This window comes from Pedobacter sp. (assembly GCF_046462515.1).
In the GTDB taxonomy this organism is placed as follows: domain Bacteria; phylum Bacteroidota; class Bacteroidia; order Sphingobacteriales; family Sphingobacteriaceae; genus Pedobacter.
Genome location: NZ_JBKGVD010000003.1, coordinates 113,710 through 136,413, shown reverse-complemented (window position 1 = coordinate 136,413; position 22,704 = coordinate 113,710). Strand labels below are relative to the sequence as shown.

Below are 22,704 nucleotides of genomic sequence, written 5' to 3'. Positions count from 1 at the left end.
TCAGAATCTGAAACAAGTTCAGAATAACGAATCTCAAGACTTTTGAAATAGCCCTTTTTTATTAATTATATGAAACCTTACAGCATCATAATCCCTTTAATCTCTCCTGCTTTTTTGTAAATCTCAATTACCTCTTCTGCATTCTGTACCTGTTTTTTCACCGTAACCGAAACATATTTACCTGTTTTTGAAGGAACCTTAGTAAATTCCTCATTAGGCAAAATAGTTTTGAGCTGTTCTAACTGGTCTTCCTGTCCGGTAATGATAAATTTAAAAGCATAAATACCTGGAAACTGCTGTACAGCTTCAAGCTTTTCTTTAAAGTTTACATATGGATCATTATTACTTCCATCAGGAATATCATGAAATTCGATATCTTTATTAAATTCTTTGTTACTCATTATTTTAACTCCTCTTTTACTTAAATACAAATGTCATTCCCTTTTGGTTTTCATGAAATTTTGTCAGGCAAAAAGATTATTTTAGTTCCAGTTTTCAAACGAATATATACTCATAGCCTTTTTCATAAAAATGCAGAATTTTACCAATCAGCCTATTGATTTAGACAGTTTGCCTCAATATCAGGAAATGTCATTAAAGAAACCTAACCCAGAATATTGGAAAGTAATTGTAATCAATATTCTTATCTTTCTGTTTTTTATAGGTTTAGGCATATCGATTTTAATCATAAGTGATGAGGATATAAAAGCATACCTATACCTCATATTATCTGGCTATATCTTTTTGGCCCTCATGTTATTCATTATTTTCCGGGTTTCTTTTAATAAGCGGGGATTTGCTTTACGTGATAAGGATGTAATCTATAAAGATGGAGTGATTGCCGAAACCACCACCATTGTTCCTTTGAGCAGAATACAGCATGTAGAATTAAACGAAGGTATTTTTTCACGGATGTTTCGCTTAGGTACTATTGAAATCTATACAGCAGCAGGCTCTGAAGGTAAAATAAGCTTAGCCGGTATAGAAATCGAACTTGCAAAAAACATTAAAGAAGCTTTGGTTAAACGCTTGGACTATACACATCCCGAACAATGATTTCAAAAGATTTTAGCCAACCACAAAGGCAATCGGTAGCAGGCATTCTAATCACAGCAATCCACCTTCTGCGATTGGCTGTTAAAATAATCATTTTTCCTTTGGTCTTGTTTTTTATCAAAAGCAAAGCCAGTGTCTTTTATCTACTGCTTATTATAACCACTTTATTTATACTGTCGGTAATATATGCCTATTTTTATTTTATGAGGTTTACTTTTTACATCAATAGTTCTAAACAGGAATTTATTGTTGATAAAGGTATATTTAAGCGTACACATTTGAGTATTCCCCTAGAAAAAATACAGCAGGTAAATATTGATCAAAGTTTAGTGCAAAAAATAATAGGTGTTTACAGCATAAAAATAGACACTGCCGGGGCAGAAAGCAAGGAAGTAAGTATTGGTGCCATAGATGAAGAACTGGCTTATAGTTTAAAACAGCAACTTTTACAGAACCCAGTTCTTCATCAGAAAAATGCCTCAGTACAAAATGAAAATATAAATCCATCAGCTTTCATAAAAATAAGCGCATTAACTCTATTAAAAACCGGCTTAACAAGCAATTACGGCCAAAGTTTATTATTGCTTTGCGGTTTTATCTATGCCATTATACACCACATAAAAGAGATACTTAAAGCTTTCAATAACGACAATGGTCAGATAGAAAATTTTATGAGCAGCAGTTTAAGCTTATTTTCCATATCATTCTTAATTCCCCTTGTACTCTTAATTCTGCTTGCAACCAGCGTTATCAGAACCTTTATAAAATATTTTGATTTCGAAATCAGCAGGCACAATCACTCTTTATTAATATCTTCAGGATTATTTGCCAAAAAAAACACACTCATCACACCTAACAAAGTACAAATTACAGCATATAGCCAAAACTACTTTCAACGTAAAATGAAGTTGTTTAATCTTGAATTAAAGCAGGCACACGGCGGCCACGATCAATCTGGAAAAGAAAAACGAAACACGAACCTCGTATTACCGGGTTGCTCACCTGTTGAAAAAGATGAAATCATCAAGCTCATTTTAAGTCAGCTTCCTCCAAATGGAAGAGTTTATAAACCTAATTTCCGTTTTTTAAACCTGCCCATCTTTTTCAGAATCATTATTCCCCTAATAATTTATACCATCTTTTATTTAAATACAGATATAGTAAAACCATTTCTTTTAGTAGCGGTATTTTATGCATTAACAGGAATAGCCATGCTGTACATCAGTTATAAAAATCATCAGATTACCGTAACTGATGAGTTTATCATCAAACAAAGTGGAATTTGGGACATTACCCATGAAATTATTACTCCTCACAAAATACAAACTATAGCGGCTTTTCAATATCCTTGGCATAAGAGCTTAGACATTGGTCACGTAAATCTGCATACTGCTGCTGGTACCATCCATTTTAAATTTGGCAATTATACCCAGATTAAAAAACTGGTCAACTGGTGGCTTTTCCAAGTAGAAAGCAGCAATCAGAACTGGATGTAAGCTTTTACAAGCAAGTTCATTTTAATGACAGAAAACAACTTTTGGTGTGTACAATACTTACCAACATGGCTGTACATACGCACATTATTTCTTATTTTTGAAGTTTAAAATTAGGAGCAGGATTTGGACTATTTATCAGGATTAAACCCACAGCAAAGAGCCGCAGTGGAGACCACCGAAGGCCCCGTAATGATCGTTGCCGGTGCAGGTTCAGGAAAAACCAGAGTAATTACATATCGTGTTGCACACCTTATCCAAAAAGGTGTAGATGCATTTAACATTCTGGTATTAACCTTTACCAATAAAGCCAGTCGCGAAATGCGTGAACGCATTGAAAAAGTGGTAGGCAATGAGGCCAAAAATATCTGGATGGGAACCTTCCACTCTGTTTTTGCGAAAATCTTAAGAGTTGAAGCCGAGAAAATAGGTTATCCGAGCAATTTTACCATTTACGATACAGATGACAGCAAAAGTTTATTGCGAACCATCTTAAAAGAAATGCAGCTTGATGATAAACTCTATGCTGTAAATATTGTACTGAACAGAATTTCTTCAGCCAAAAACAACCTGATCTCTCATACCGAATATTTAGCAAACGAAACCATACAGGCAGAAGACATCAGTAACAAGAGGCCCTTAATGGGCATAATTTATGAAACCTATGCCAAACGCTGCTTTAAAGCTGGGGCTATGGATTTTGACGACCTGCTGTTCAAAACCAATGTGCTCTTAAAAGACCATCCCGATGTACTGAACAAGTACCAGCATAAATTCAAATACCTGATGGTAGATGAGTATCAGGATACCAACTTTTCGCAATATACCATTGTACGCAAACTGGCCGCCGCACACCACAACATATGCGTGGTAGGCGATGATGCGCAAAGTATCTATGCATTCAGGGGTGCCAATATCCAGAATATCTTAAATTTTGAAAAGCATTATCCTGATCTTAAAGTTTTTAAATTGGAACAGAACTACCGTTCTACCCAAAACATTGTAGAAGTAGCCAACAGCATTATTGCCAACAATAAAAACCAGTTGGAAAAAAATGTTTTCTCTGATAATGAAAAAGGCGACAGGATTAAAATATTAAGAGCTTTTACCGATAATGAGGAAGGCAAAATAGTTGCCGAATCTATTGCGCAAGAAAGAGCCTTAAAAGGATTAAATTATGCTGATTTTGCTATTCTTTACCGTACCAATGCCCAGAGTAGGGCAATGGAAGAATCGCTAAGGAAGCTGAATATTCCTTATAAGATTTATGGCGGCTTGTCTTTCTACCAACGTAAAGAGATCAAAGACCTCATTGCTTATTTTCGTTTAACTTTTAATCCGGCTGATGAAGAGGCTTTAAAAAGAGTAATCAATTATCCACGTAGAGGTTTGGGTGATACCACACTCGAAAAAATCTCTGTAGCTGCAGATCAGCATGGAATTACCATGTGGGAAGTCATCTGCAACCCACATCAGTATCTGGAAGGCAGAATACCCGCACAGCTAAATGATTTTGTAACCATGATCAAGAGCTTTGCCGCCGAATCTAAAAAACTGGATGCTTATGAAAGTGCACTTTATATTGCCCAGCATTCTGGTATCTTAAAAGAACTGCACAGCGACGATAGCGTTGAAGGTCGTTCGCGTTTTGAAAATATCCAAGAGTTACTGAACGGTATCAAAGAATTTGCTGAACGTGAAGATATTGAAGACCGTAGCCTGGCTATCTTTATGCAAGATGTAGCCCTCTTAACAAACGATGATAACGACAAAGAAAAAGACAAAGATACCGTGTCTTTAATGACCGTACACTCTGCTAAAGGATTAGAATTTAAAAATGTTTACATCGTAGGACTGGAAGAAAATCTTTTTCCTTCGCAAATGTCGTTAACATCCAGAACAGATCTGGAAGAAGAAAGACGCTTGTTCTATGTAGCCATTACAAGAGCAGAAAAAAAACTGGTGATTACTTATGCCACTTCCCGCTATCGCTGGGGCACGCTTACTTCTTGCGAGCCCAGTCGTTTTATCAATGAAATTAACCCCTCTTACTTAGAGCTGGAAGCGATTAAAGCCGCAAAACCCAGTTTCAGCACCGGAAGTTTTGATACCGAACGCAAAAGCTGGAGCCAGCAACGTGATTTTGCACCCAAATCTGCTACCAACAATAGCCCATCTCCTTCTTTACGGCCAAAAACTACAACCATCTTACCTAAAGCACACGTGCCTACGGCAGGATTTACCCCAAATGCCGCAAATGAATTTCAAAATGGCATGGAAGTAGAACATGAAAAATTTGGTTTTGGTAAGATTGTAAATATAGAAGGAGCTTTGCCGGATGTTAAGGCAACCGTATTTTTTCAGGGATTGGGTAACAAGCAATTGCTCTTAAAATTTGCCAAGCTCAGAATTGTAAAATAATTTTTAGCAAAACACAAAGGATAACAAAGCGCAAAGCATTTATAAATAAAGGACATCAAATCTTACAAGCTTTTAACTATGAATAGATTTATTTTATTGCTGTGGTTTCTATTGCTTTCTAAATTTTCGTTTTCTCAAAATTTAAAAAATGACAGCATAAAGTTATTTATTGATAAATCTATTGAATTAATAGAAGCAAATTCAATTCTTACTGAAAATCTTAGCAAGATTAAGAATGAATTGTATAATAAATCCCAAAACCTAAACTCAATAGATGAAGTTGCACCATTATACGAGGAAGTATTTAAACAGCTTAATGATTATCATGGAGGTTTAAAATACAAAGGAAAGACATACGGATGGAGCAACCCCAATGTAGTGGCAAATGCCTATCTAAAGAACAAAATAAAAACTGAAAAAAGCACATTTAGCAAGGTTATTGAAAAAAAAATCGGATATATCAGAATTGCAGGAAACAATGATTTTGCTTTTAAAAAAGTAGATAGTTTAGCCAACGACATCGTATCTCATATCAACCATATAAATTCAAATAAAATCAAGGGGTGGATCATAGACTTGAGATTAAATACAGGTGGAAATATGTATCCTATCTTACTTGGTTTAAAAGAGTTTATTGGAAATAACGTAATATTTGGCGGATTTAGAAATGCTCAAAATAAACCTACAGGAAATTGGGAAATCAAAGAGGGGAAGTTATGGATTGATGGCATCGTATTAGACAGAAAAATAGATTTAGATCATCCCGTAAAAACAAATATTCCGTTAGTTATTTTAACGAGTTGCTATACCGCAAGTGCAGGGGAAATGACTACCATATCTTTTATCGGAAGAAATAACACTTTTATCGTGGGAGAGCCTACAGCCAATTATACCACAGCAGTACAAGGTTTTGAAATAAACAACAATGCAGGAATTAATTTATCAACGGATTATGTTGTAGACAGAAATTTAAAAGTTTATAAATCAAATATTTCCCCTGATTTTGAAGTTTTAGGTGGAGATGATCTGGAAGATTTAAAAAATGACCATAAAATAATCAAAGCCTTGAGATTGTTAAGAAAATAGCAAGACCTTATTTTCAACTCAAAAGGCTTTTTCCTGAAAACTTTAAAATAAAACCTTTATTAAAAACATTATATTTTATTTGCCTATATTTGAAACATAATAAATCATTTCGATGAATTTCATAACCGGGAACTCTTACGAAATTTTAAGGTTCTAATCTTTACCCACTGTTTCATTCCGGTTATTTCATAATGATTTTATTAAGTTTTTCCATTAAATTTAATAAGACAACATGAACTTTGATTATAATACCACCCGTAGTGAGCTGATATTGGCAGAATACGGACGGAACGTACAAAATATGGTAAAGTACATCATCACTTTACCTACCAAAGAAGAACGCAATAAATATGCACAGGCCGTAATAGACCTAATGGGCTTTTTAAATCCACACCTACGTGATGTAGCAGATTTTAAGCATAAATTATGGGATCACTTGTACATCATATCCAATTACCAGATAGATGTGGATAGTCCTTACCCTAAACCAACACCTGAAACTAAAGAATTCAGGCCTGAACACATCGGTTACCCTCATCAAAGGATTAAATACAAACACTATGGTAAAACCGTAGAGAAACTGATTGAAACCGCCATACAGGAAGAAAATCCTGAAAGAAAAGCCGTTATGGTTCAAAACATTGCAAACTTTATGAAAATGGCTTATGTGCAGTGGAATAAAGATAATGTCGCCGATGAGGTTATCCTTAAAAATCTGGCTGAACTTTCTAACGGGCAGCTAACCTTAGAAGAAAACATTAATCTTAACAAAGTAGAGTTCAGGCCACAGAACAACCGCAATAACAATAACAACAACCGTAACAGAAACAACAAAGGCCGTAACAATAACAACAATAATAATGGCCGTCAACGAAACAACAATAAGCAACGCCATTAAGGATTTATTTACAACCTTATAGCTAAAAAATTTAAGATAAGAGAACAGATGAACGCATTTGAAATTACAGGCGGCAAAAAACTAAAAGGTGAAATCACACCTCAGGGCGCTAAAAACGAAGCACTTCAGATATTGTCTGCAGTTTTACTAACCGATCAGAAAGTAACCATCAGCAATATTCCTGATATTAAGGATGTAAATAAGCTTATTGAATTGTTAGGCGATCTGGGTGTTGCTGTTGAACGCTTAAACAAAGACACTTATACTTTCCAAGCTAAAAATATTGATCTTGACTTTTTCCAGTCGGATGTTTTTAAAGCCAAAGGCGGAAGTTTGAGAGGATCTATTATGATTGTAGGCCCTTTACTTGCCCGTTTCGGAAAAGCAGCTATACCTAAACCAGGGGGCGATAAAATTGGTCGCCGCCGTTTAGATACGCACTTTTTAGGTTTCGAGAAGTTGGGTGCCAAATTTGTATACGATAGCAAAAAAGCTTTCTTCAATGTAGATGCTACCGATTTAAAAGGTACTTATATTCTGTTAGATGAAGCCTCTGTAACCGGAACGGCCAATATTGTAATGGCAGCTGTTCTGGCTAAAGGAACAACCACGATTTACAATGCCGCCTGTGAGCCTTATTTGCAGCAACTTTGTAAAATGCTGAACAGAATGGGAGCCAAAATTTCGGGCATAGGCTCTAACCTGCTTACTATTGAAGGTGTGAAAAAATTAGGCGGAACAGAACACCGTATGCTACCAGATATGATCGAAATTGGTTCTTTTATCGGTCTGGCTGCAATGACAGAATCTGAAATCACTATCAAAAACGTATGCTATGATGAATTGGGTGTTATCCCAGATGTATTTAAAAAATTGGGAATTAAATTGGAACGTCGTGGCGATGATATTTTCATTCCCTCACAAAAACATTATGAAATAGAAACCTTCATAGATGGCTCTATACTTACAATTGCAGATGCGCCTTGGCCTGGTTTTACACCTGATTTATTAAGCATTGTTTTGGTAGTAGCTACACAGGCAAAAGGCAATGTACTTATTCATCAGAAAATGTTCGAAAGCCGTTTGTTCTTTGTAGATAAACTGATAGATATGGGCGCTCAGATCATTCTTTGCGATCCGCACAGGGCAAGTGTAAATGGTATCAATAAAAAATATAAATTACGTGGTATCAGCATGACCTCTCCTGATATAAGGGCCGGAGTATCTTTACTAATTGCAGCTTTATCAGCCGAAGGTAAATCGACTATTTTTAATATAGAGCAGATAGAACGTGGCTATCAGGATATCGATACCCGTTTAAGAGCTTTAGGGGCAGATATTAAACGCGTAGATGCCGCCGCTCCAAGTCATTAGTATTTAGTTTTGCTTACTTGTTAAGCCTATCAAAATATTATAAAAGCAGGGTCAATATCGCCCTGCTTTTTATCTTTTTCTCTCCCTCCTTTCAGAGGTTACCTTTTCCAATCCGTTTATTTTTCAGGTCTCTTATCTGGTTTCATTTATCTCTGAAAAGAAAAACCAATAAACCAAAAATGTTAACAAAAGTTAAAATGCCATTAACAAACAACCTTTTCTAAATTTTCATCGTCTTCCAATAAAAACAAATTAAATTATGTATAAACTTTTTTCCTTGGTACTCATTTTTATTTCAGTTAATGTTTACGCCCAAACCACTATCAAAGGCATCATTAAAAATCAAGATAACGAACCCATTCCCTATTGCTCCATCGGAATGAAAAATGCTACAATAGGCACCATATCAGATGAAAATGGCAATTATAAGCTTAGTATACCCGATAGTCTTAACAATGAAATCGTTTTTAGTGCCCTTGGCCATACAGAAAAGAGACAGTACAAAAACGAACTTATAAAGAATGGTAATATCATTTTAGATTACCATTCAACCGCTTTAAAAGCAGTTGTGATAAGCCATAAAAAAATGAAAGAGAAATTAATCGGTCAAAAATCAAGACCAATGTTAACTTTTTCTAAGATGTTTAACCAAAATGTATCAACAATTGAACAGGGAAATATTTTCGATATTGACCCAAAAACAAGATTAAAATCTTACAGTTTTTATATTATTCCCAGCTCTAAATACCAACAGATTACATTAAAACTAAACATCTATGGGGTAGAAAATAACATACCTAGTAACACGTTACTTAACCAGAACATCATTTATACCATCACAACTACAGGCTGGCAAAAAGTTGACTTATCACAATATAACCTTGTCTTTAACAATCTAAAACAAATTGCAATAACATTACAGCTTGTAGATTATAAACCATTAGACCATGTTGATTTTGTATTTGGAGTATCCGCAAAAAAATCTCTTTCAAAAAACCTTCTATTTCGTTACCAAAGTCAGGGAACATGGGAAAAAAACGATGGTGTTTTCATTACCAATCTGGAAGTTGCTTATTTAAAAAATAACGAAAGCAATGAACAACAATAAAGTTTTGAAGCTAAATCTTATATTTTCTGATGAAGTGATGCAACATTTTAGCTAATTACGCTTCTGTTTAAGATAAAGACAGGATAAAATGTCTGCTCTGCTTACAAATAAATTCTGATATTTTTATAAGGAACTGAATTGCTAAACTTGTCAATCAACATACGTATAAGATCAATCCACTAATGAAACAAACTATTTTAATCATCCTCTTTTTCTTATTTGTACAAAAACTAACCGCACAAAAACCACAGGTCTCACTTAACGAAATTCCTGTTTTCTTTAGCGAAATCAAAGAAGCCACAAAGCAGAATACCAGTCTTTGGAATAAAAATCTCTACGGCCCAATACTTTTGGCAGACTCTAAAACCCGACAGCTTTTTGCAAATGAGCTAGATACAGCGGGTATCTTAAAATATGATGGAAATATCTATACAGGAACTTTGCCTAACCATATTAATATTGCCAATACATCCATAAATTGGGGTGGAAAAAGATGGGCTATGATCATGCTTCCTCTTCCGCAAAACAAAGAAGACAGAATCAATCTATTGGCACATGAATTATTTCATAGCGCACAACCTTCATTAGGCTTTGCACTCAACAATCCAGAAAACAATCATTTAGATCAAAAAGATGGCAGGATTTATCTGCGTTTAGAATTAGAAGCATTGAAAAGAGCTGTCCAAACTACTTCTGAAAAAGAACTGAAACAACATCTTGCCAATGCAGTGGCCTTTAGAAAATACCGTCATGCACTTTATAATGGCTCAAGTACAACAGAAAATGCGCTGGAGCTCAATGAAGGAATAGCCGAATTTACAGGTGTAATGATTAGCGGCAGAAATAAAGCGGAAACTACAGAATTTTTCATAAATGGAATCAGTAACTTCTTTGCCAATCCCACATTTGTACGTTCATTTGCTTACCAGACTATTCCTGTTTATGGTTATTTACTGTACAATAAAGATAAAAACTGGAACAAAAAAATTAATGCAAGAACCGATCTAACAGATTATTTTACAAAAGCATTTAACATTAATATACCTACCTATTTAAAAAAGACAGTTAAAAAAATAGCCAGTAAGTATAATGCACAAACCATTATTCAGGAAGAAACAAAAAGAGAAGAAAAAATCAAGGAACTCATTGCTGAATACAAACTTAAATTTATTGAGCAACCTCATTTTGAAATACGATTTGAGAAAATGAGCGTCTCATTTGACCCCAGAAACATTATGCCCATAGAAGATAAAGGCACGGTCTATCCGAACATTAGAGTTACAGATCTGTGGGGTGTATTAACTGTTGAAAATGGGGCATTGATGAGTCCGAACTGGGATAAGATATCAATAACCAATCCTGTTAAAATAGAAGGTAAAAAAATAATTGGTGATGGTTGGACTCTTGAACTCATCGATGCCTATACTATAGAAAAAAATAAAACAAACAGCGGCTATAAATTAACGAAGAAATAACACACCGCTAAAACAAAAATTTATACCTAAAAGACTCACTCTAATATGAACACAAAACTATTAATGTCAATCAGTGCAGCTATAATGATAGCGATCGGTTTGGCATTCAGCTTTATGCCACAAGAAATTTTATCTGCTTTAGATATAACCATCACAGACCGTACAATGCCCCTGATCTTACAATTAACAGGAGCTTTATACTTGGGCTTTGGTACCATGAACTGGATGGCTAAAACGGTGCTTATCGGAGGAATTTATGCCAAACCCCTATGCATGGGCAATTTTGCACATTTTTTAATAGCTTCACTTGCATTGATGAAAAACCTCATGCGTAATTCAATCGCATCAACATACATTTGGATATTAACTATAATATATGCTCTATTAGCAATAGCTTTTGGTTTTGTTTCAATGACGAATCCCGGCAAAAAGACTACCGATTAATCGATAAATGAACATATTATTTATTTGCAGCAGAAATAAATGGCGAAGCCCTACAGCTGAAACGATTTATAAAAACAAGCAGAACCATCAGGTTAAATCTGCTGGAACAGAACCTTCTTCAAAAAACAAGGTATCGGCAAAGCTCATTATATGGGCAGATATAATTTTTGTGATGGAAAAAAAGCATAGACAAAGATTACAAGATAGATTCCCTAACGAAATGACCGATAAAGAAGTAGTTATTCTTGAAATTGAAGATGAATACCAATATATGGATGAAGAACTTGTTGAAATGATTAAGCTATCTGTTGATCCGTATTTATAAATTGAAATCCAATATTATTTTTCATATTCAGATACTGTAACCTTTGCTTTTCATATAACGTCAAAACTTTTTGGATTTACCCCATTAAGTAACACAATAAAGTGAAAAGCAATATAAGTATTATAAATTTAAGCGATTACCAAAAATCAGATTTTAAGCCGGCATACTGGATTGCATTTCTTGCATTATGTATGATTATGGGCGAATTGCATGAACAAGCACATGTACAAACAGGTTATTGGTTATGTGGTTGCTATGGCGAACGCAATTTTAATATTTGGGTTACTTGTTCAACTTGTATGGCCAACGGCTATATCGCTACGTTAGCTGGCCCTCTATTTTCTTATATAATCTATTGGATTTGTGCCTATCGCATACGTTATGCTCCAACAACTATAGGTAAATGGTATGCATTGGCAGTTCTTTTTGCTACACTGCCCTTCGCTCGTATTTTCACGGCAATAACAGGAGGAGGAGATGAGAAAATGTTTATTGCTTCCTTAACAGGAGTGCACTCATCTGCCATAATGGTACGAATAATAACAATTTTTGCAGTATCGGTATTTTGCCTGCCACCCATTATGATTGCAGCCAAGCAACTAACCGTAAAACACAAATGGCTGTACTTACTGGCACTAAATATTGGTCCGTTGTTATTTGCTATGGTATGGCAATGGCAAATTATGAACAGGCTACTTTCGGCTGGAGTATTAGTTCGTTCCTTTGCGGGAACCCCATTATTAATTGGAGTTCATTTTTTGGCAATGCTTACCCTATTCTATTGTTTGCGTCACAGATTAATACCTTACAGATTATCACGATCAAGATACTGAAATAAATTCAGGGCAACAATATTTAGGATCAAGACCTCCCTACAGCAAACCTGTATCATGCAGAACTTGTTTCAACATCTAAATCTTAAAACCAAAATGCCCTTCTGTTTTTAAACAAAAGGGCATTTAAGCACAATTGAAAAATCAACTATTTTTTATCTAAAGCTTGGTTAATTCTGTCAGATAAATCCTGTAAATGATATTTGGTCAATGTATCTGATGCGGATGCAGATTTAATAGTTTTATCTAAATCACGCAATTGTCCTCTTACTACAGAAGAAACATCACTTAGATTAACATCTAACCCAGAGCTCTGAGTTCTTCCAAACTGTTGTAATGCAGAAGAAGCCTGAGCAGGAGGATTGATAATCGCAATTAATTTATCTACATAGGCTTTTTGTAAATTTCTACGATAAGCGTCAATAGTTGCTCCGCCTTTAAGCTCTGTAAAAACCGAGTTATTTAAACCGTCGAACATATCAGAAATTTTATAGGCACTTGCTCCATCTTTAGCTTCGGCAGTAATTAAGTTTCCTAAAACTCTGGTCGATAATAAACGGTTAAGCGCTATGTTCTGTAATCTTGAAACCACAGTAAGCGGGTTTTCACCAATATTATCTAATATGGCTTGATCTAATAACCATTTAGGTGTAGTAAACACCTGTTTAGATAAGAAATCCATTGCTTCTTTCTGTGTGGCGGCAGGTGTACGCTCATACACTGTACCTGGCTGGTCTACAGTTTTAGGATTTTCATAAATACCGCCAATATTTTTACTTACATGACCAATATAACGGCCTAATTGTGTAGTTAATTGGCCATACATATTACCTAATTCATCGTAACCTTCTCCAGGTTGTTTAGTCCAGGCTTGTAGGTTCGATAAAATAACTTTTAAGTTCTTGATACCATACTCACTGGCTTTCATTGCATTATCACTTAAATCTTCGTTTTGCGAATGTGGATCATCAGGATTAGTTTCAGTACCAAACCATAAACGTCTGTTTTTGGCAGCTTCGGTAGTCATCTTATCTAATATTTTCATATCAGATTCTACCGTTTTGCTATCTGGGAAATATTTATAACCCCATTCTATAGCCCATTTATCATAATCGCCAATGCGTGGGTAAAGACCTTCTTTAGTAATATTATCTTCAGGCTGTGCTACATAGTTAAAGCGGGCATAATCCATAATAGAAGGGGTATGTCCATTAGCCTCAACCCATTTTTTGTTACGTAAATTCTCAACCGGAACAGTAGAACTCGATCCGTAGTTGTGGCGTAAACCTAAAGTATGACCAACTTCATGAGAAGAAACGAAACGGATTAAATCGCCCATTAATTCATCACTAAAATTAACTGTTCTTGCTCTTTTATCTACTGCTGCAGTCTGAATAAAATACCAGTCGCGAACCAGTTTCATTACATTATGGTACCAGTTAATATGGCTTTCCATGATCTCTCCCGTACGTGGGTCTGAAATACTCGGACCGCTTGCATTAGCTATTTCCGATGGTTTATAAACAATTGCCGAGTTACGGGCATCATCTAAACTCCATGTAGAATCCTGAGCTTTAGTTGGCGCTACTTTACCAATGATCGCATTTTTAAACCCTGCTTTTTCAAAAGCTTTCTGCCAGTCGTTAACTCCCGCAATTAAATAAGGCACCCATTTTTTAGGTGTAGCAGGATCAATATAGAAAACAATAGGTTTTGCTGGCTCAACCAGTTCACCTCTTTTGTATTTAGCCATATCCTGAGGTTTAGGCTCTAATCTCCAACGTTTTACCAATTCAAGTTCTTTAACACCTTGAGGGTTTTTATCGAAATCGATATAACCTACGGTGAAATAACCTACACGAGGATCAAAATAACGCGGCTTCATTGGATTTTTAGGAAGAATTACCAACGAAGTGTTCAACTCAACAGTAACAGAACCCGACGCGGCACCTCCACCCATAGCCGGGGCACCGCCCATACCCGAAGGAGCAGCAGTTTGCGCATAAGTTTTTACAGTGTTAATTTCTACATTAGTAGGAAAGCTTTTAACATCCTGAATATAGCTTCTGTCTGCAAGCTGTGCACCCATTCTAAATCTGGTTTTGGCGGCAGGAGAACTGAAATAAAAGATATCATTATCGCTATTGATATAATCAGTAACATCAATTACGCTCCCATCTTTACCTGGTGTATAAGCAGCGATATTAAAAGCAGCAGCAATAGGTTGAATACTAGAGTTTTTTAAAGACTGGTACATCGATCCTGTACTGTCAGCACTATAAGCCCTGAAGCTTACTTTACGCATAAAGATCTTGTTGTTAGGGCCTTTTTCAAAACGGATAACAGCACCACCAATCTGATCGCCTGCATAACCCTGCGCAGCTCTTACCTCTGCACCTGATTTAGAGATACGGCTTACTACCAGAATATCCCTGTTAAGTGTAGTATCTGCTATCTCAAAAAAGTATTTATCTTCTATTTTATGACTGGTGATCATCCCTTTGCGTGTAAGGGCTTTATTGGTGATTACCTGATCATAAGGTTTTGGTTGTGGTTTTGCACTTGCAGCAGCGCCCGGCATCCCTGCCCTGCGTGTAGTATCGCTGGCTGCACCACCCTGCGGCGGTCTAACCTGAGCATCAGCAAAGGCCACCACACTTGCGGTAATTAAGATTGTAAGTAATTGTTTTTTCATTTAAGTTAAGTAAGTTAAATTGTTTGTAAATATATACTTACGAAAGCAATAACCTCCATTAAAATAAATAACTTATTAGTTACAATAGAAACAAAAATCAGTGTAGAATTTTAAACAGCATTTCTTTCATTAAATCACCGTCAGTGGTATTTCCGGTACTTTCAAGCCCTTTACTTTTCAGGTCATATTCACGCATCAGACTAATGACATCAAACATCTTTGGCAAACTAAATGTACGTGCTGCCTGTTCGTAATCTTTAATAAAATAAGGGCTTACACCCAGTTCCTTTGCTGCATCTGCTTTATTAACGAGATAATGGTATTTAAGGATCTTGGTAAAGTATGAATTGAGATTGGCCATAACCATTACCATAGGGTTGGCCTTAGGATTATTGGCAAAGTAATTAATAATCTGGTTACATTTAAGAATATTTCGGCCTGCTAAAGCCTTTTGTAATTCAAATACATTATATTCTTTACTTATACCTATATTTTTCTGAATATGATCTGGTTCTATTAGCGTATCTTTATGGATATTTAAGCAAAGTTTCTCCACTTCATTGGCAATCTTAGAAAGATCCGTTCCTAAATACTCGGCCATCAAAGCCGCAGCTTGCGGAGCTATCCGATATCCTTTTTCTTTAATATAGTCTTCTATCCATGGCATTAATTTATAATCACGCACAGGGTCAGACTGAAACACAAGGCCACTTGAGTTAATGGCTTTATATATTTTTTTGCGCTTATCAAAATTGCCATATTTATATGCAAAAACAAGAATGGTGGTAGGTAAGGGTTTTTCAAAGTAGTTCAATACAAATTCAGCTTCTTTGTTTCCCTCTCCTTCCTTAATCCATTTTAAATCCTGAGCTTCTTTAACAATGATCAGCTGGTAATCAGACATCATTGGATACCTCTTGGCCGCATTAAGTATAGTAGCCATATCTGTGTCTTTACCATATAAAACAGTCTGGTTAAATCCCTTTTCACCATCAGACAGAATATGTTCTTCCATATAGTCAACAATCTGGTCTATATAAAAAGGCTCCTCTCCCTGCAATAAATAAATAGGTTTAAATTTTCGTGCTTTAAGATCTTTAATAATATCAACTGCGCTCATTGCCGGTAAATTTACAATTTAATTTATTTTGCTACTATCTTTGTGCCATCTAAACTTATTAAATAAGACATTATAATGTTTAAACCTATCCCCTTAAATTTACCACCTTATCCATTTAAAATAACCTTAAAAGATAATGGTCATTATATTTTTGATGAGATTAGGAAAAAACATTTATTCTTAACTCCCGAAGAATGGGTAAGACAGCATTTTATAAAGTTTTTAATTAACCAGAAAAAAGCACCGGCAGCTCTTATCCGGATAGAAGGTGGCTTAAAACTTAATCAGACCAGCAAAAGAAGTGATATTCTGATCTATAATAACAGCGGTGAAAAAATAATGTTAATTGAATGTAAAGCGCCTCACGTAAACATTACACAGGCAACATTTGATCAGGCTGGTCGTTACAATATCATACATAAGGTAAAATGGTTGGTGGTTACCAACGGACTTGACCATTACTTTGCAAAAATAGATTACCAGCAACATACTTTTTCTTTTGTTGAAGAGCTGCCCGATTTTGAGGAATTATAGCTTTGTAAACCAGCCTAAGCTTCAGGGTTGTTAAAAATTGTTAAGTATTTTCTAGGTTTGCCGCCAATAATTAGTTTAGCTCTAAATATTTTTAATTGACGGTATCGTATTATTAACTTATCTTTGCAGAATGTTTAAAATTAAACACTTAATTATTTTAAGTTTTACCCTGTCTCTCCTAATCTTGGGCGCATGTAAAAGCCGTTTCGAGAAGTTGCGTTTAAGCAACGACGTAGGCAAGAAATACCAAGAAGGTATCAGGTTGTACAATAAAAAGGATTATTCCAAAGCGCTGATACTTTTTGAAGGATTGGTTCAGAAATACAGAGGTACTGCAGAAGCAGAAGATTTAAACTATTATTACGCATATACACTTTACCGTTTAAAAGATTATACTACGGCCCGCTATAAATTTAAAGAGTTTGCAGATACTTATCCGGCAAGTAAAAACGCCGAAGAATGCCGGTATATGGCAGCTTATTGTTTTTACTTAGATTCTCCAAAATCATCATTAGATCAGGAGAACACTTATAAAGCTATTGACGCTTTACAACTATTCATTAACTTATACCCTAAAAGTGACAGAGCTGCACAGGCGGCAAAATATATTGGAAATTTAAGAGATAAGTTAGAGACCAAAGCATTTGATAATGCTAAGTTGTATTATGATTTAGGTGGGTACGATATCACAAACTACAAATCGGCGGTAATTGCATTAAAAAATGCGCAGACAGATTTTCCTGATATCAGGTATGCAGAAGAAATGAGCCTGCTTATTGTAAAATCGCAATATATGTACGCTAAAAATAGCTTACCAGCACGTCAAGAAGAAAGATATAATGAAGCCATAGAATACTATAACGAATTTACCGAGGCTTATCCTAACAGCAAGTTTACTAAAGAAGCCGGTCAGCTAAAAGATGCCTGCGTTGCGGGAATTGCCCAGGCTAAAAAACTTGTAGCTGAAGAGGCTAAACTTATAGAGAAATACAAAGCTTTGAACGAGCAAAGCAAAACAGATACCTTAACAAAGAAATAAATTTAGCATACACGTTAATTAATATAAAAATGAGTACACCAAAACCTGCTATACCAAACACTACGGTAACCAGAAATATCCACGATTTGGATAGATCTACCGATAATCTTTACGAGTCGTTGGTAATTATTGCTAAAAGAGCAAATCAGATTTCAAACAATATGAAAGAAGAATTGCATAGCAAATTAGCTGAGTTTGCATCATCTAATGATAATCTGGAAGAAATTTTTGAAAACAGAGAACAAATAGAAATCAGCAAGCACTATGAGCGCTTACCAAAACCAACGCTAATTGCCATGGATGAGTTTCTGAATGACAAAGTATATTACAGAAACCCGTCAAAAGATCAAAAATAAGACTTTGTGCATGGCGTTTTAAGCAACAGCGCATAAGCGCTATGCTGAACAGATAGAAACACATGCTGGATAAGAAAAATATACTGATTGGCGTTTGTGGCAGTATTGCCGCTTATAAAGCTGCTACTTTAGTCAGGCTTCTGGTAAAGGCTGGCGCAAACGTCAAAGTTATCCTCACTCCCTATGCGTGTAATTTCATTACACCCCTTACTTTAGCCACTCTTTCCAAAAATCCGGTATATACACAATACTTTGAACCCGAAACCGGAGTTTGGAGTAACCACGTAGAATTAGGGCTTTGGGCAGATTACCTGATCATCGCTCCCGCAACAGCCAATACCATAGGTAAAATGGCAAACGGTTTGTGCGACAATCTCCTTACAGCAGCTTATCTTTCTGCAAAATGCGAGGTGTTATTTGCTCCGGCCATGGACCTGGATATGTGGAAACATGAAACTACGACGGAAAATATAAAAAGACTGCAAGATTTTGGCAATATACTGATTAAACCAAATAATGGAGAACTGGCAAGTGGCCTGTACGGTGAAGGCCGAATGGCAGAGCCCGAAGAAATTATTGCGTTCTTAAACCATCACATTAAAGTTTCTTTACCTCTTTTGGGTAAAAAAGCATTGGTTACGGCAGGACCTACTTATGAAGCCATAGACCCCGTTCGCTTTATAGGTAACCATTCATCCGGTAAAATGGGATTTGCTTTAGCACATCAACTTTATAAACTTGGTGCAGAAGTTACTTTAATTACCGGCCCTACGGTAGAAAAAATTGATCATGTAAGCCGGATTGACGTGATCAGTGCCGCTCAAATGCTTAAGGCCTGTACAGAACATTTTGCCCAAAATGATATTATAGTAATGAGTGCTGCGGTTGCTGATTATACCCCGGTTAATGTAGCCGAACAAAAAATTAAAAAAACAGAAAGTGAGTTTAATATTACACTGAAAAAAACCACAGATATATTGGCTACTTTAGGGCAGCAAAAAAAAGAAAATCAGATTTTGGTGGGTTTTGCTTTAGAAACCAATGATGAAGAGCATCATGCAAAAGAAAAACTGCAAAAGAAAAATCTGGATATGATCGTATTAAATTCTCTTAATGATAAAGGAGCAGGTTTTAAGACCGAAACCAATAAAATCACTATATTTAATAAAGAGTTTAACAGCAAAAGTTTTGATATAAAAAGCAAAACAGATGTGGCTGTAGATATTTGTAATGAAATATTAAATTTGATGATTGCTAAACACCTCTTGCCTTAATGAAAAAGATCGCGGTTCTGTTTGTATATATTTTATTGGCTTTTGGCACTTACGCTCAGGAAATTAATGCCAGAGTACAGGTTCTTGCACCAAACGTTACAAATTTAAATCGCCGTAATTTAGATGTTATACAAAATAACATCCGCGATTTTATCAATAACAGCAAATGGACAGCAGAAAACTATCTACCTCAGGAACGTATAGAATGTAATCTTGTGATTACTATTACCAGTTGGGATGGTAACTCAACTTACAATGCCGAAGCTCAGGTACAATCTAACCGGCCCGTATTTGGCACTTCATATACAACTACTCTTTTAAATTTTAACGATAAAGACTTTGCTTTCAACTATACCGAAGGTCAATCCCTCGATTTTTCGGAACAAAATTATATAGGCAGTCTGAACTCACTAATTGGTTTTTACGCTTTTACCATTATCGGTTTAGATAAAGACAGCTTTAGCAAAACCGGAGGCAGTTTGTATTATCAGAAAGCACAAAACCTGCTTAATCTAGCCCAAAGCCAGGGAGGTAAGGGTTGGCGTGCGGCCGATGGCTTAAGAAACAGGTATTGGCTAAATGAAAATCTTTTGAGTAATCAGCTTAAACCTTTACGCATTTTTATTTACAATTATCATTTAAACGGATTAGATAAACTCCAAAATAATTTAAGTTCAGGATTAAAAGGTATCCTCTCTGCCCTTTCAGACCTGCAACAGTTCGATAAACAAAAACTTGGCTCTATTTTTCCTAATGTATTTTTTGCCGGTAAAGCCGATGAAATAGTAAATGTTCTTTCAAACCTAAATGCCCAAGACCGCAATAAGGCTTTTAATCTGTTAGCAGGCATAGATCCGGCCAACAATAGCAAATATGAAAGCCTGAAAAAACCCTTATAAGCAACTTATTTTCAAACTCTTATTATTTTTTACAAAAAATATTTTGATATTACGAATATCTTCGTACATTTGATTACGAAATAATTCGTAGTAACAAATGGAGAAAAATAATATCAAACCAACAGAAGGAGAAATGGAAATTTTACAGGTGCTTTGGGCCAAAGGTAAATGTACAGTTCGCGAAGTACATGAAGCACTTGATAAAAAAGATGCAGGATATACCACCACCCTGAAATTAATGCAGATTATGCATGATAAAGGTATGGTAGACCGTGATACTTCTTCTAAAACACACATCTATAACGCATTAATTAGTGAAGAAACTACTCAGCAGCAATTGGTAAATAAAATGATCAATAATGTTTTTAATGGTTCAGCTGCTCGTTTGGTAATGCAAGCTTTGGGTAACCAAAAAACCAGCCATGAAGAAATAGAATTAATTAAAGATTATTTAAGCAAACTAGAAAACAAATAAATATGGAGGCAATAGTTCACAATTTGGTTAAAGCCTTAGGATGGAGCATATTACATTCGTTATGGCAGGGTGCAGCAATTTTTGCACTATTATGCATCGCACTTGTTTTATGTAAAAACAGCACCGCCAGACTTAAGCATAATTTAGCATTTGGTTCGCTAGTACTCATTTTTGTGAGCTTTTGTATTACTTTCTTTAGTTTATTTAAACTGCCGGGTATTGCTGCGGCCGGTAATGAAAACATGAATGCCCAGACCTATTATTTTTTATTACAGCAAGCTAACTCACTCAATTTCAAAACAGAAAGATACTTCCCTTACCTTACAAGTCTCTACAGTATGGGAATTATCTTCCAACTGTTTATTATTTTAAAAGGATATTTAGGTTTAAAAAGTTTAAAGAAAGCAGAAAACTTTGCAGTGCCTTCGGCATGGCAGAATGCTTTTATAAATACAATTGAACAACTAAATATCCGTAAAAAAGTAGGCTTTTATCTTTCTCCAAAAGTTAATGTCCCTTTAGTTATCGGCTTTTTTAAACCTGTAGTATTGTTTCCAGTTGCGCTGGCCACTCAATTAGATATACAACAGGTGGAAGCCATACTGATTCACGAATTATCCCACATTAGAAGAAACGATTACCTTATCAATTTAATGAAGGTAATGGTAGAAACCTTATTATTTTTTAATCCATTTGTTTGGTTAACCTCTCGTTTCATACAGATTGAACGTGAACATGCCTGCGACGATCTGGTTGTAAATTTCACTAACACACCGGTAACCTATGCGCATGCTCTGTTAAAGTTAGAGTTAATTAAAAATAAACAAAAACCAAACCTTTCGCTGGCAGCAGCAGATAATAATTATCACCTCTACCAGCGTATTAAAAGAATTACAAATATGAAAACCAATTACATCAACGTTAAACAGCAGTTATTTATACTGACTTTAACAATCGGAACAATCATATCTGTGGCATGGATCAAGCCAACTCAGCCTGAAAAAGTTAAAACTACCAAAGGAAAACCAGTACATGAAATTAAAAGTCTGGCCACAGAAACAAAAAAACCTCTTTCATTAGCACTCAAAGCAGATACTGATACTACTAAGAAAAAGAAAAGACCATTTAAGCTCATTACTACTAACGATAAAGGTGAAACCATTACCTATACTTCTTTAGATGATATTCCTGATAGTATCAGAATTAAATTGGATGAGATGAAAAAAAGATTTGAATCTCCTGAGTGGAAAGATAAAATAGCTAAGATCGAGCTTAATGCCAAAGAAATGGAGAAAAAATTCAATTCAAAAGAATGGAAAGACAAAATGGCAAAAATTGAATTTGATGGCAAAAAGTTAGAAGAAATGTTCAACTCTAAAGAGTGGAAAGACAAAATGGCTAACATCGAGCTTAATGCCAAAGAAATGGAGAAAAAATTCAATTCAAAAGAATGGAAAGACAAAATGGCAAAAATTGAATTTGACGGCAAAAAGTTAGAAGAAATGTTCAACTCTAAAGAGTGGAAAGATAAAATAGAAGAAATTAAAAAATTCCAGCAATCTCCTGAATATAAAGAATTAAGAAAAAAATATGAGAAGGATTTAGAAGAATTAAAAAAGCAAAAAGGTATATCGGGTTCTACTTTCTTTTTTGAATCATCAGCATTACCTCTAAAATTGAGTGTACCGGTGATTTCTGAAAAAGCCTTGGATCTTGTTGCAAATTTACCTGCTCCACTTCCGGCAGTTCAGGTTAAAGACATTAAATAAACCAAACACACCATACAAATCTGAAGTGAG

The 22,704-nt window shown here is 35.4% G+C and carries 21 protein-coding genes; 18 read left to right on the top strand and 3 right to left on the bottom strand.

Annotation, left to right across the window (positions count from 1 at the left end):
- Positions 1 to 77: 77 nt before the first annotated feature.
- Positions 78 to 401 (bottom strand): DUF493 domain-containing protein, encoded by a 324-nt coding sequence (locus ACLHG9_RS03305; RefSeq protein ID WP_410220100.1) that lies wholly within the window; start codon positions 399 to 401, stop codon positions 78 to 80.
- Between the two features lie 130 nt (positions 402 to 531).
- Between ACLHG9_RS03305 and ACLHG9_RS03300 the strand changes: the two genes are divergently transcribed.
- From ACLHG9_RS03300 to ACLHG9_RS03250, 11 genes are all read left to right on the top strand, one after another.
- Positions 532 to 1,056, top strand: coding sequence for a PH domain-containing protein (locus ACLHG9_RS03300; RefSeq protein ID WP_410220099.1), 525 nt, complete (start codon positions 532 to 534; stop codon positions 1,054 to 1,056).
- A 203-nt stretch (positions 1,057 to 1,259) separates the two neighbouring features.
- On the top strand, positions 1,260 to 2,552 hold the full coding sequence (locus ACLHG9_RS03295) for a PH domain-containing protein (RefSeq protein WP_410220098.1): 1,293 nt from the start codon (positions 1,260 to 1,262) through the stop codon (positions 2,550 to 2,552).
- 123 nt (positions 2,553 to 2,675) lie between these two features.
- Positions 2,676 to 4,970: an ATP-dependent helicase gene (locus ACLHG9_RS03290; RefSeq protein ID WP_410220097.1), complete on the top strand. Its 2,295-nt coding sequence runs from the start codon at positions 2,676 to 2,678 to the stop codon at positions 4,968 to 4,970.
- A gap of 78 nt (positions 4,971 to 5,048) precedes the next feature.
- On the top strand, positions 5,049 to 6,056 hold the full coding sequence (locus ACLHG9_RS03285; RefSeq protein WP_410220096.1) for a S41 family peptidase: 1,008 nt from the start codon (positions 5,049 to 5,051) through the stop codon (positions 6,054 to 6,056).
- A gap of 232 nt (positions 6,057 to 6,288) precedes the next feature.
- A complete protein-coding gene (locus tag ACLHG9_RS03280) occupies positions 6,289 to 6,954 on the top strand; it encodes a DUF4290 domain-containing protein (RefSeq protein WP_410220095.1) in 666 nt (221 codons plus the stop codon).
- Positions 6,955 to 7,002: 48 nt separating this feature from the next.
- Entirely contained in the window at positions 7,003 to 8,328 is a 1,326-nt protein-coding gene (gene murA, locus ACLHG9_RS03275; protein ID WP_410220094.1) for a UDP-N-acetylglucosamine 1-carboxyvinyltransferase, read from the top strand.
- A gap of 259 nt (positions 8,329 to 8,587) precedes the next feature.
- A complete protein-coding gene (locus ACLHG9_RS03270; protein ID WP_410220093.1) occupies positions 8,588 to 9,436 on the top strand; it encodes a carboxypeptidase-like regulatory domain-containing protein in 849 nt (282 codons plus the stop codon).
- A gap of 182 nt (positions 9,437 to 9,618) precedes the next feature.
- The gene (locus ACLHG9_RS03265; protein ID WP_410220092.1) at positions 9,619 to 10,911 is read left to right on the top strand and encodes a hypothetical protein; all 1,293 of its coding nucleotides are present in this window, start codon (positions 9,619 to 9,621) and stop codon (positions 10,909 to 10,911) included.
- A gap of 45 nt (positions 10,912 to 10,956) precedes the next feature.
- Positions 10,957 to 11,355: a hypothetical protein gene (locus ACLHG9_RS03260; protein WP_410220091.1), complete on the top strand. Its 399-nt coding sequence runs from the start codon at positions 10,957 to 10,959 to the stop codon at positions 11,353 to 11,355.
- 7 nt (positions 11,356 to 11,362) lie between these two features.
- On the top strand, positions 11,363 to 11,680 hold the full coding sequence (locus ACLHG9_RS03255) for a low molecular weight protein tyrosine phosphatase family protein (RefSeq protein WP_410220090.1): 318 nt from the start codon (positions 11,363 to 11,365) through the stop codon (positions 11,678 to 11,680).
- Between the two features lie 101 nt (positions 11,681 to 11,781).
- Positions 11,782 to 12,513, top strand: coding sequence for a hypothetical protein (locus ACLHG9_RS03250; RefSeq protein WP_410220089.1), 732 nt, complete (start codon positions 11,782 to 11,784; stop codon positions 12,511 to 12,513).
- A 148-nt stretch (positions 12,514 to 12,661) separates the two neighbouring features.
- On the opposite strand, the gene ACLHG9_RS03245 is transcribed toward ACLHG9_RS03250, so the two are convergent.
- On the bottom strand, positions 12,662 to 15,208 hold the full coding sequence (locus ACLHG9_RS03245; RefSeq protein ID WP_410220088.1) for a zinc-dependent metalloprotease: 2,547 nt from the start codon (positions 15,206 to 15,208) through the stop codon (positions 12,662 to 12,664).
- Positions 15,209 to 15,305: 97 nt separating this feature from the next.
- Positions 15,306 to 16,328 carry a DNA polymerase III subunit delta gene (holA, locus tag ACLHG9_RS03240; RefSeq protein WP_410220087.1) on the bottom strand — a complete coding sequence of 341 codons (1,023 nt, stop codon included), beginning with the start codon at positions 16,326 to 16,328 and terminating at the stop codon, positions 15,306 to 15,308.
- Positions 16,329 to 16,403: 75 nt separating this feature from the next.
- On the opposite strand from holA, the gene ACLHG9_RS03235 reads away from it, so the two are divergent.
- From ACLHG9_RS03235 to ACLHG9_RS03205, 7 genes are all read left to right on the top strand, one after another.
- Positions 16,404 to 16,862, top strand: a complete 459-nt coding sequence (locus ACLHG9_RS03235; RefSeq protein WP_410220086.1) for a type I restriction enzyme HsdR N-terminal domain-containing protein — start codon at positions 16,404 to 16,406, stop codon at positions 16,860 to 16,862.
- A 130-nt stretch (positions 16,863 to 16,992) separates the two neighbouring features.
- The gene (locus ACLHG9_RS03230) at positions 16,993 to 17,901 is read left to right on the top strand and encodes an outer membrane protein assembly factor BamD (protein WP_410220085.1); all 909 of its coding nucleotides are present in this window, start codon (positions 16,993 to 16,995) and stop codon (positions 17,899 to 17,901) included.
- Positions 17,902 to 17,930: 29 nt separating this feature from the next.
- Complete coding sequence (locus ACLHG9_RS03225; RefSeq protein ID WP_243361028.1) at positions 17,931 to 18,257, top strand: DNA-directed RNA polymerase subunit omega; 327 nt, start codon at positions 17,931 to 17,933, stop codon at positions 18,255 to 18,257.
- A gap of 62 nt (positions 18,258 to 18,319) precedes the next feature.
- Positions 18,320 to 19,531, top strand: coding sequence for a bifunctional phosphopantothenoylcysteine decarboxylase/phosphopantothenate--cysteine ligase CoaBC (gene coaBC / locus ACLHG9_RS03220; RefSeq protein ID WP_410220084.1), 1,212 nt, complete (start codon positions 18,320 to 18,322; stop codon positions 19,529 to 19,531).
- Positions 19,531 to 20,430 carry a DUF4835 family protein gene (locus tag ACLHG9_RS03215; protein ID WP_410220083.1) on the top strand — a complete coding sequence of 300 codons (900 nt, stop codon included), beginning with the start codon at positions 19,531 to 19,533 and terminating at the stop codon, positions 20,428 to 20,430. The genes coaBC and ACLHG9_RS03215 overlap by 1 nt, the downstream gene beginning before the upstream one ends.
- A gap of 97 nt (positions 20,431 to 20,527) precedes the next feature.
- Positions 20,528 to 20,905 carry a BlaI/MecI/CopY family transcriptional regulator gene (locus ACLHG9_RS03210; protein WP_410220082.1) on the top strand — a complete coding sequence of 126 codons (378 nt, stop codon included), beginning with the start codon at positions 20,528 to 20,530 and terminating at the stop codon, positions 20,903 to 20,905.
- 2 nt (positions 20,906 to 20,907) lie between these two features.
- On the top strand, positions 20,908 to 22,674 hold the full coding sequence (locus ACLHG9_RS03205; RefSeq protein WP_410220081.1) for a M56 family metallopeptidase: 1,767 nt from the start codon (positions 20,908 to 20,910) through the stop codon (positions 22,672 to 22,674).
- Positions 22,675 to 22,704: the final 30 nt, after the last annotated feature.

Bases quoted from the DNA above. Each gene is read 5' to 3' on its own strand.
- holA (WP_410220087.1), bottom strand. From the start codon at position 16,328: ATGAGCGCAGTTGATATTATTAAAGATCTTAAAGCACGAAAATTTAAA.
- murA (WP_410220094.1), top strand. From the start codon at position 7,003: ATGAACGCATTTGAAATTACAGGCGGCAAAAAACTAAAAGGTGAAATC.
- coaBC (WP_410220084.1), top strand. From the start codon at position 18,320: ATGCTGGATAAGAAAAATATACTGATTGGCGTTTGTGGCAGTATTGCC.
- ACLHG9_RS03230 (WP_410220085.1), top strand. From the start codon at position 16,993: ATGTTTAAAATTAAACACTTAATTATTTTAAGTTTTACCCTGTCTCTC.
- ACLHG9_RS03285 (WP_410220096.1), top strand. From the start codon at position 5,049: ATGAATAGATTTATTTTATTGCTGTGGTTTCTATTGCTTTCTAAATTT.
- ACLHG9_RS03210 (WP_410220082.1), top strand. From the start codon at position 20,528: ATGGAGAAAAATAATATCAAACCAACAGAAGGAGAAATGGAAATTTTA.
- ACLHG9_RS03265 (WP_410220092.1), top strand. From the start codon at position 9,619: ATGAAACAAACTATTTTAATCATCCTCTTTTTCTTATTTGTACAAAAA.
- ACLHG9_RS03270 (WP_410220093.1), top strand. From the start codon at position 8,588: ATGTATAAACTTTTTTCCTTGGTACTCATTTTTATTTCAGTTAATGTT.
- ACLHG9_RS03255 (WP_410220090.1), top strand. From the start codon at position 11,363: ATGAACATATTATTTATTTGCAGCAGAAATAAATGGCGAAGCCCTACA.
- ACLHG9_RS03260 (WP_410220091.1), top strand. From the start codon at position 10,957: ATGAACACAAAACTATTAATGTCAATCAGTGCAGCTATAATGATAGCG.
- ACLHG9_RS03215 (WP_410220083.1), top strand. From the start codon at position 19,531: ATGAAAAAGATCGCGGTTCTGTTTGTATATATTTTATTGGCTTTTGGC.
- ACLHG9_RS03280 (WP_410220095.1), top strand. From the start codon at position 6,289: ATGAACTTTGATTATAATACCACCCGTAGTGAGCTGATATTGGCAGAA.
- ACLHG9_RS03235 (WP_410220086.1), top strand. From the start codon at position 16,404: ATGTTTAAACCTATCCCCTTAAATTTACCACCTTATCCATTTAAAATA.
- ACLHG9_RS03245 (WP_410220088.1), bottom strand. From the start codon at position 15,208: ATGAAAAAACAATTACTTACAATCTTAATTACCGCAAGTGTGGTGGCC.
- ACLHG9_RS03205 (WP_410220081.1), top strand. From the start codon at position 20,908: ATGGAGGCAATAGTTCACAATTTGGTTAAAGCCTTAGGATGGAGCATA.
- ACLHG9_RS03300 (WP_410220099.1), top strand. From the start codon at position 532: ATGCAGAATTTTACCAATCAGCCTATTGATTTAGACAGTTTGCCTCAA.
- ACLHG9_RS03305 (WP_410220100.1), bottom strand. From the start codon at position 401: ATGAGTAACAAAGAATTTAATAAAGATATCGAATTTCATGATATTCCT.
- ACLHG9_RS03225 (WP_243361028.1), top strand. From the start codon at position 17,931: ATGAGTACACCAAAACCTGCTATACCAAACACTACGGTAACCAGAAAT.
- ACLHG9_RS03295 (WP_410220098.1), top strand. From the start codon at position 1,260: ATGAGGTTTACTTTTTACATCAATAGTTCTAAACAGGAATTTATTGTT.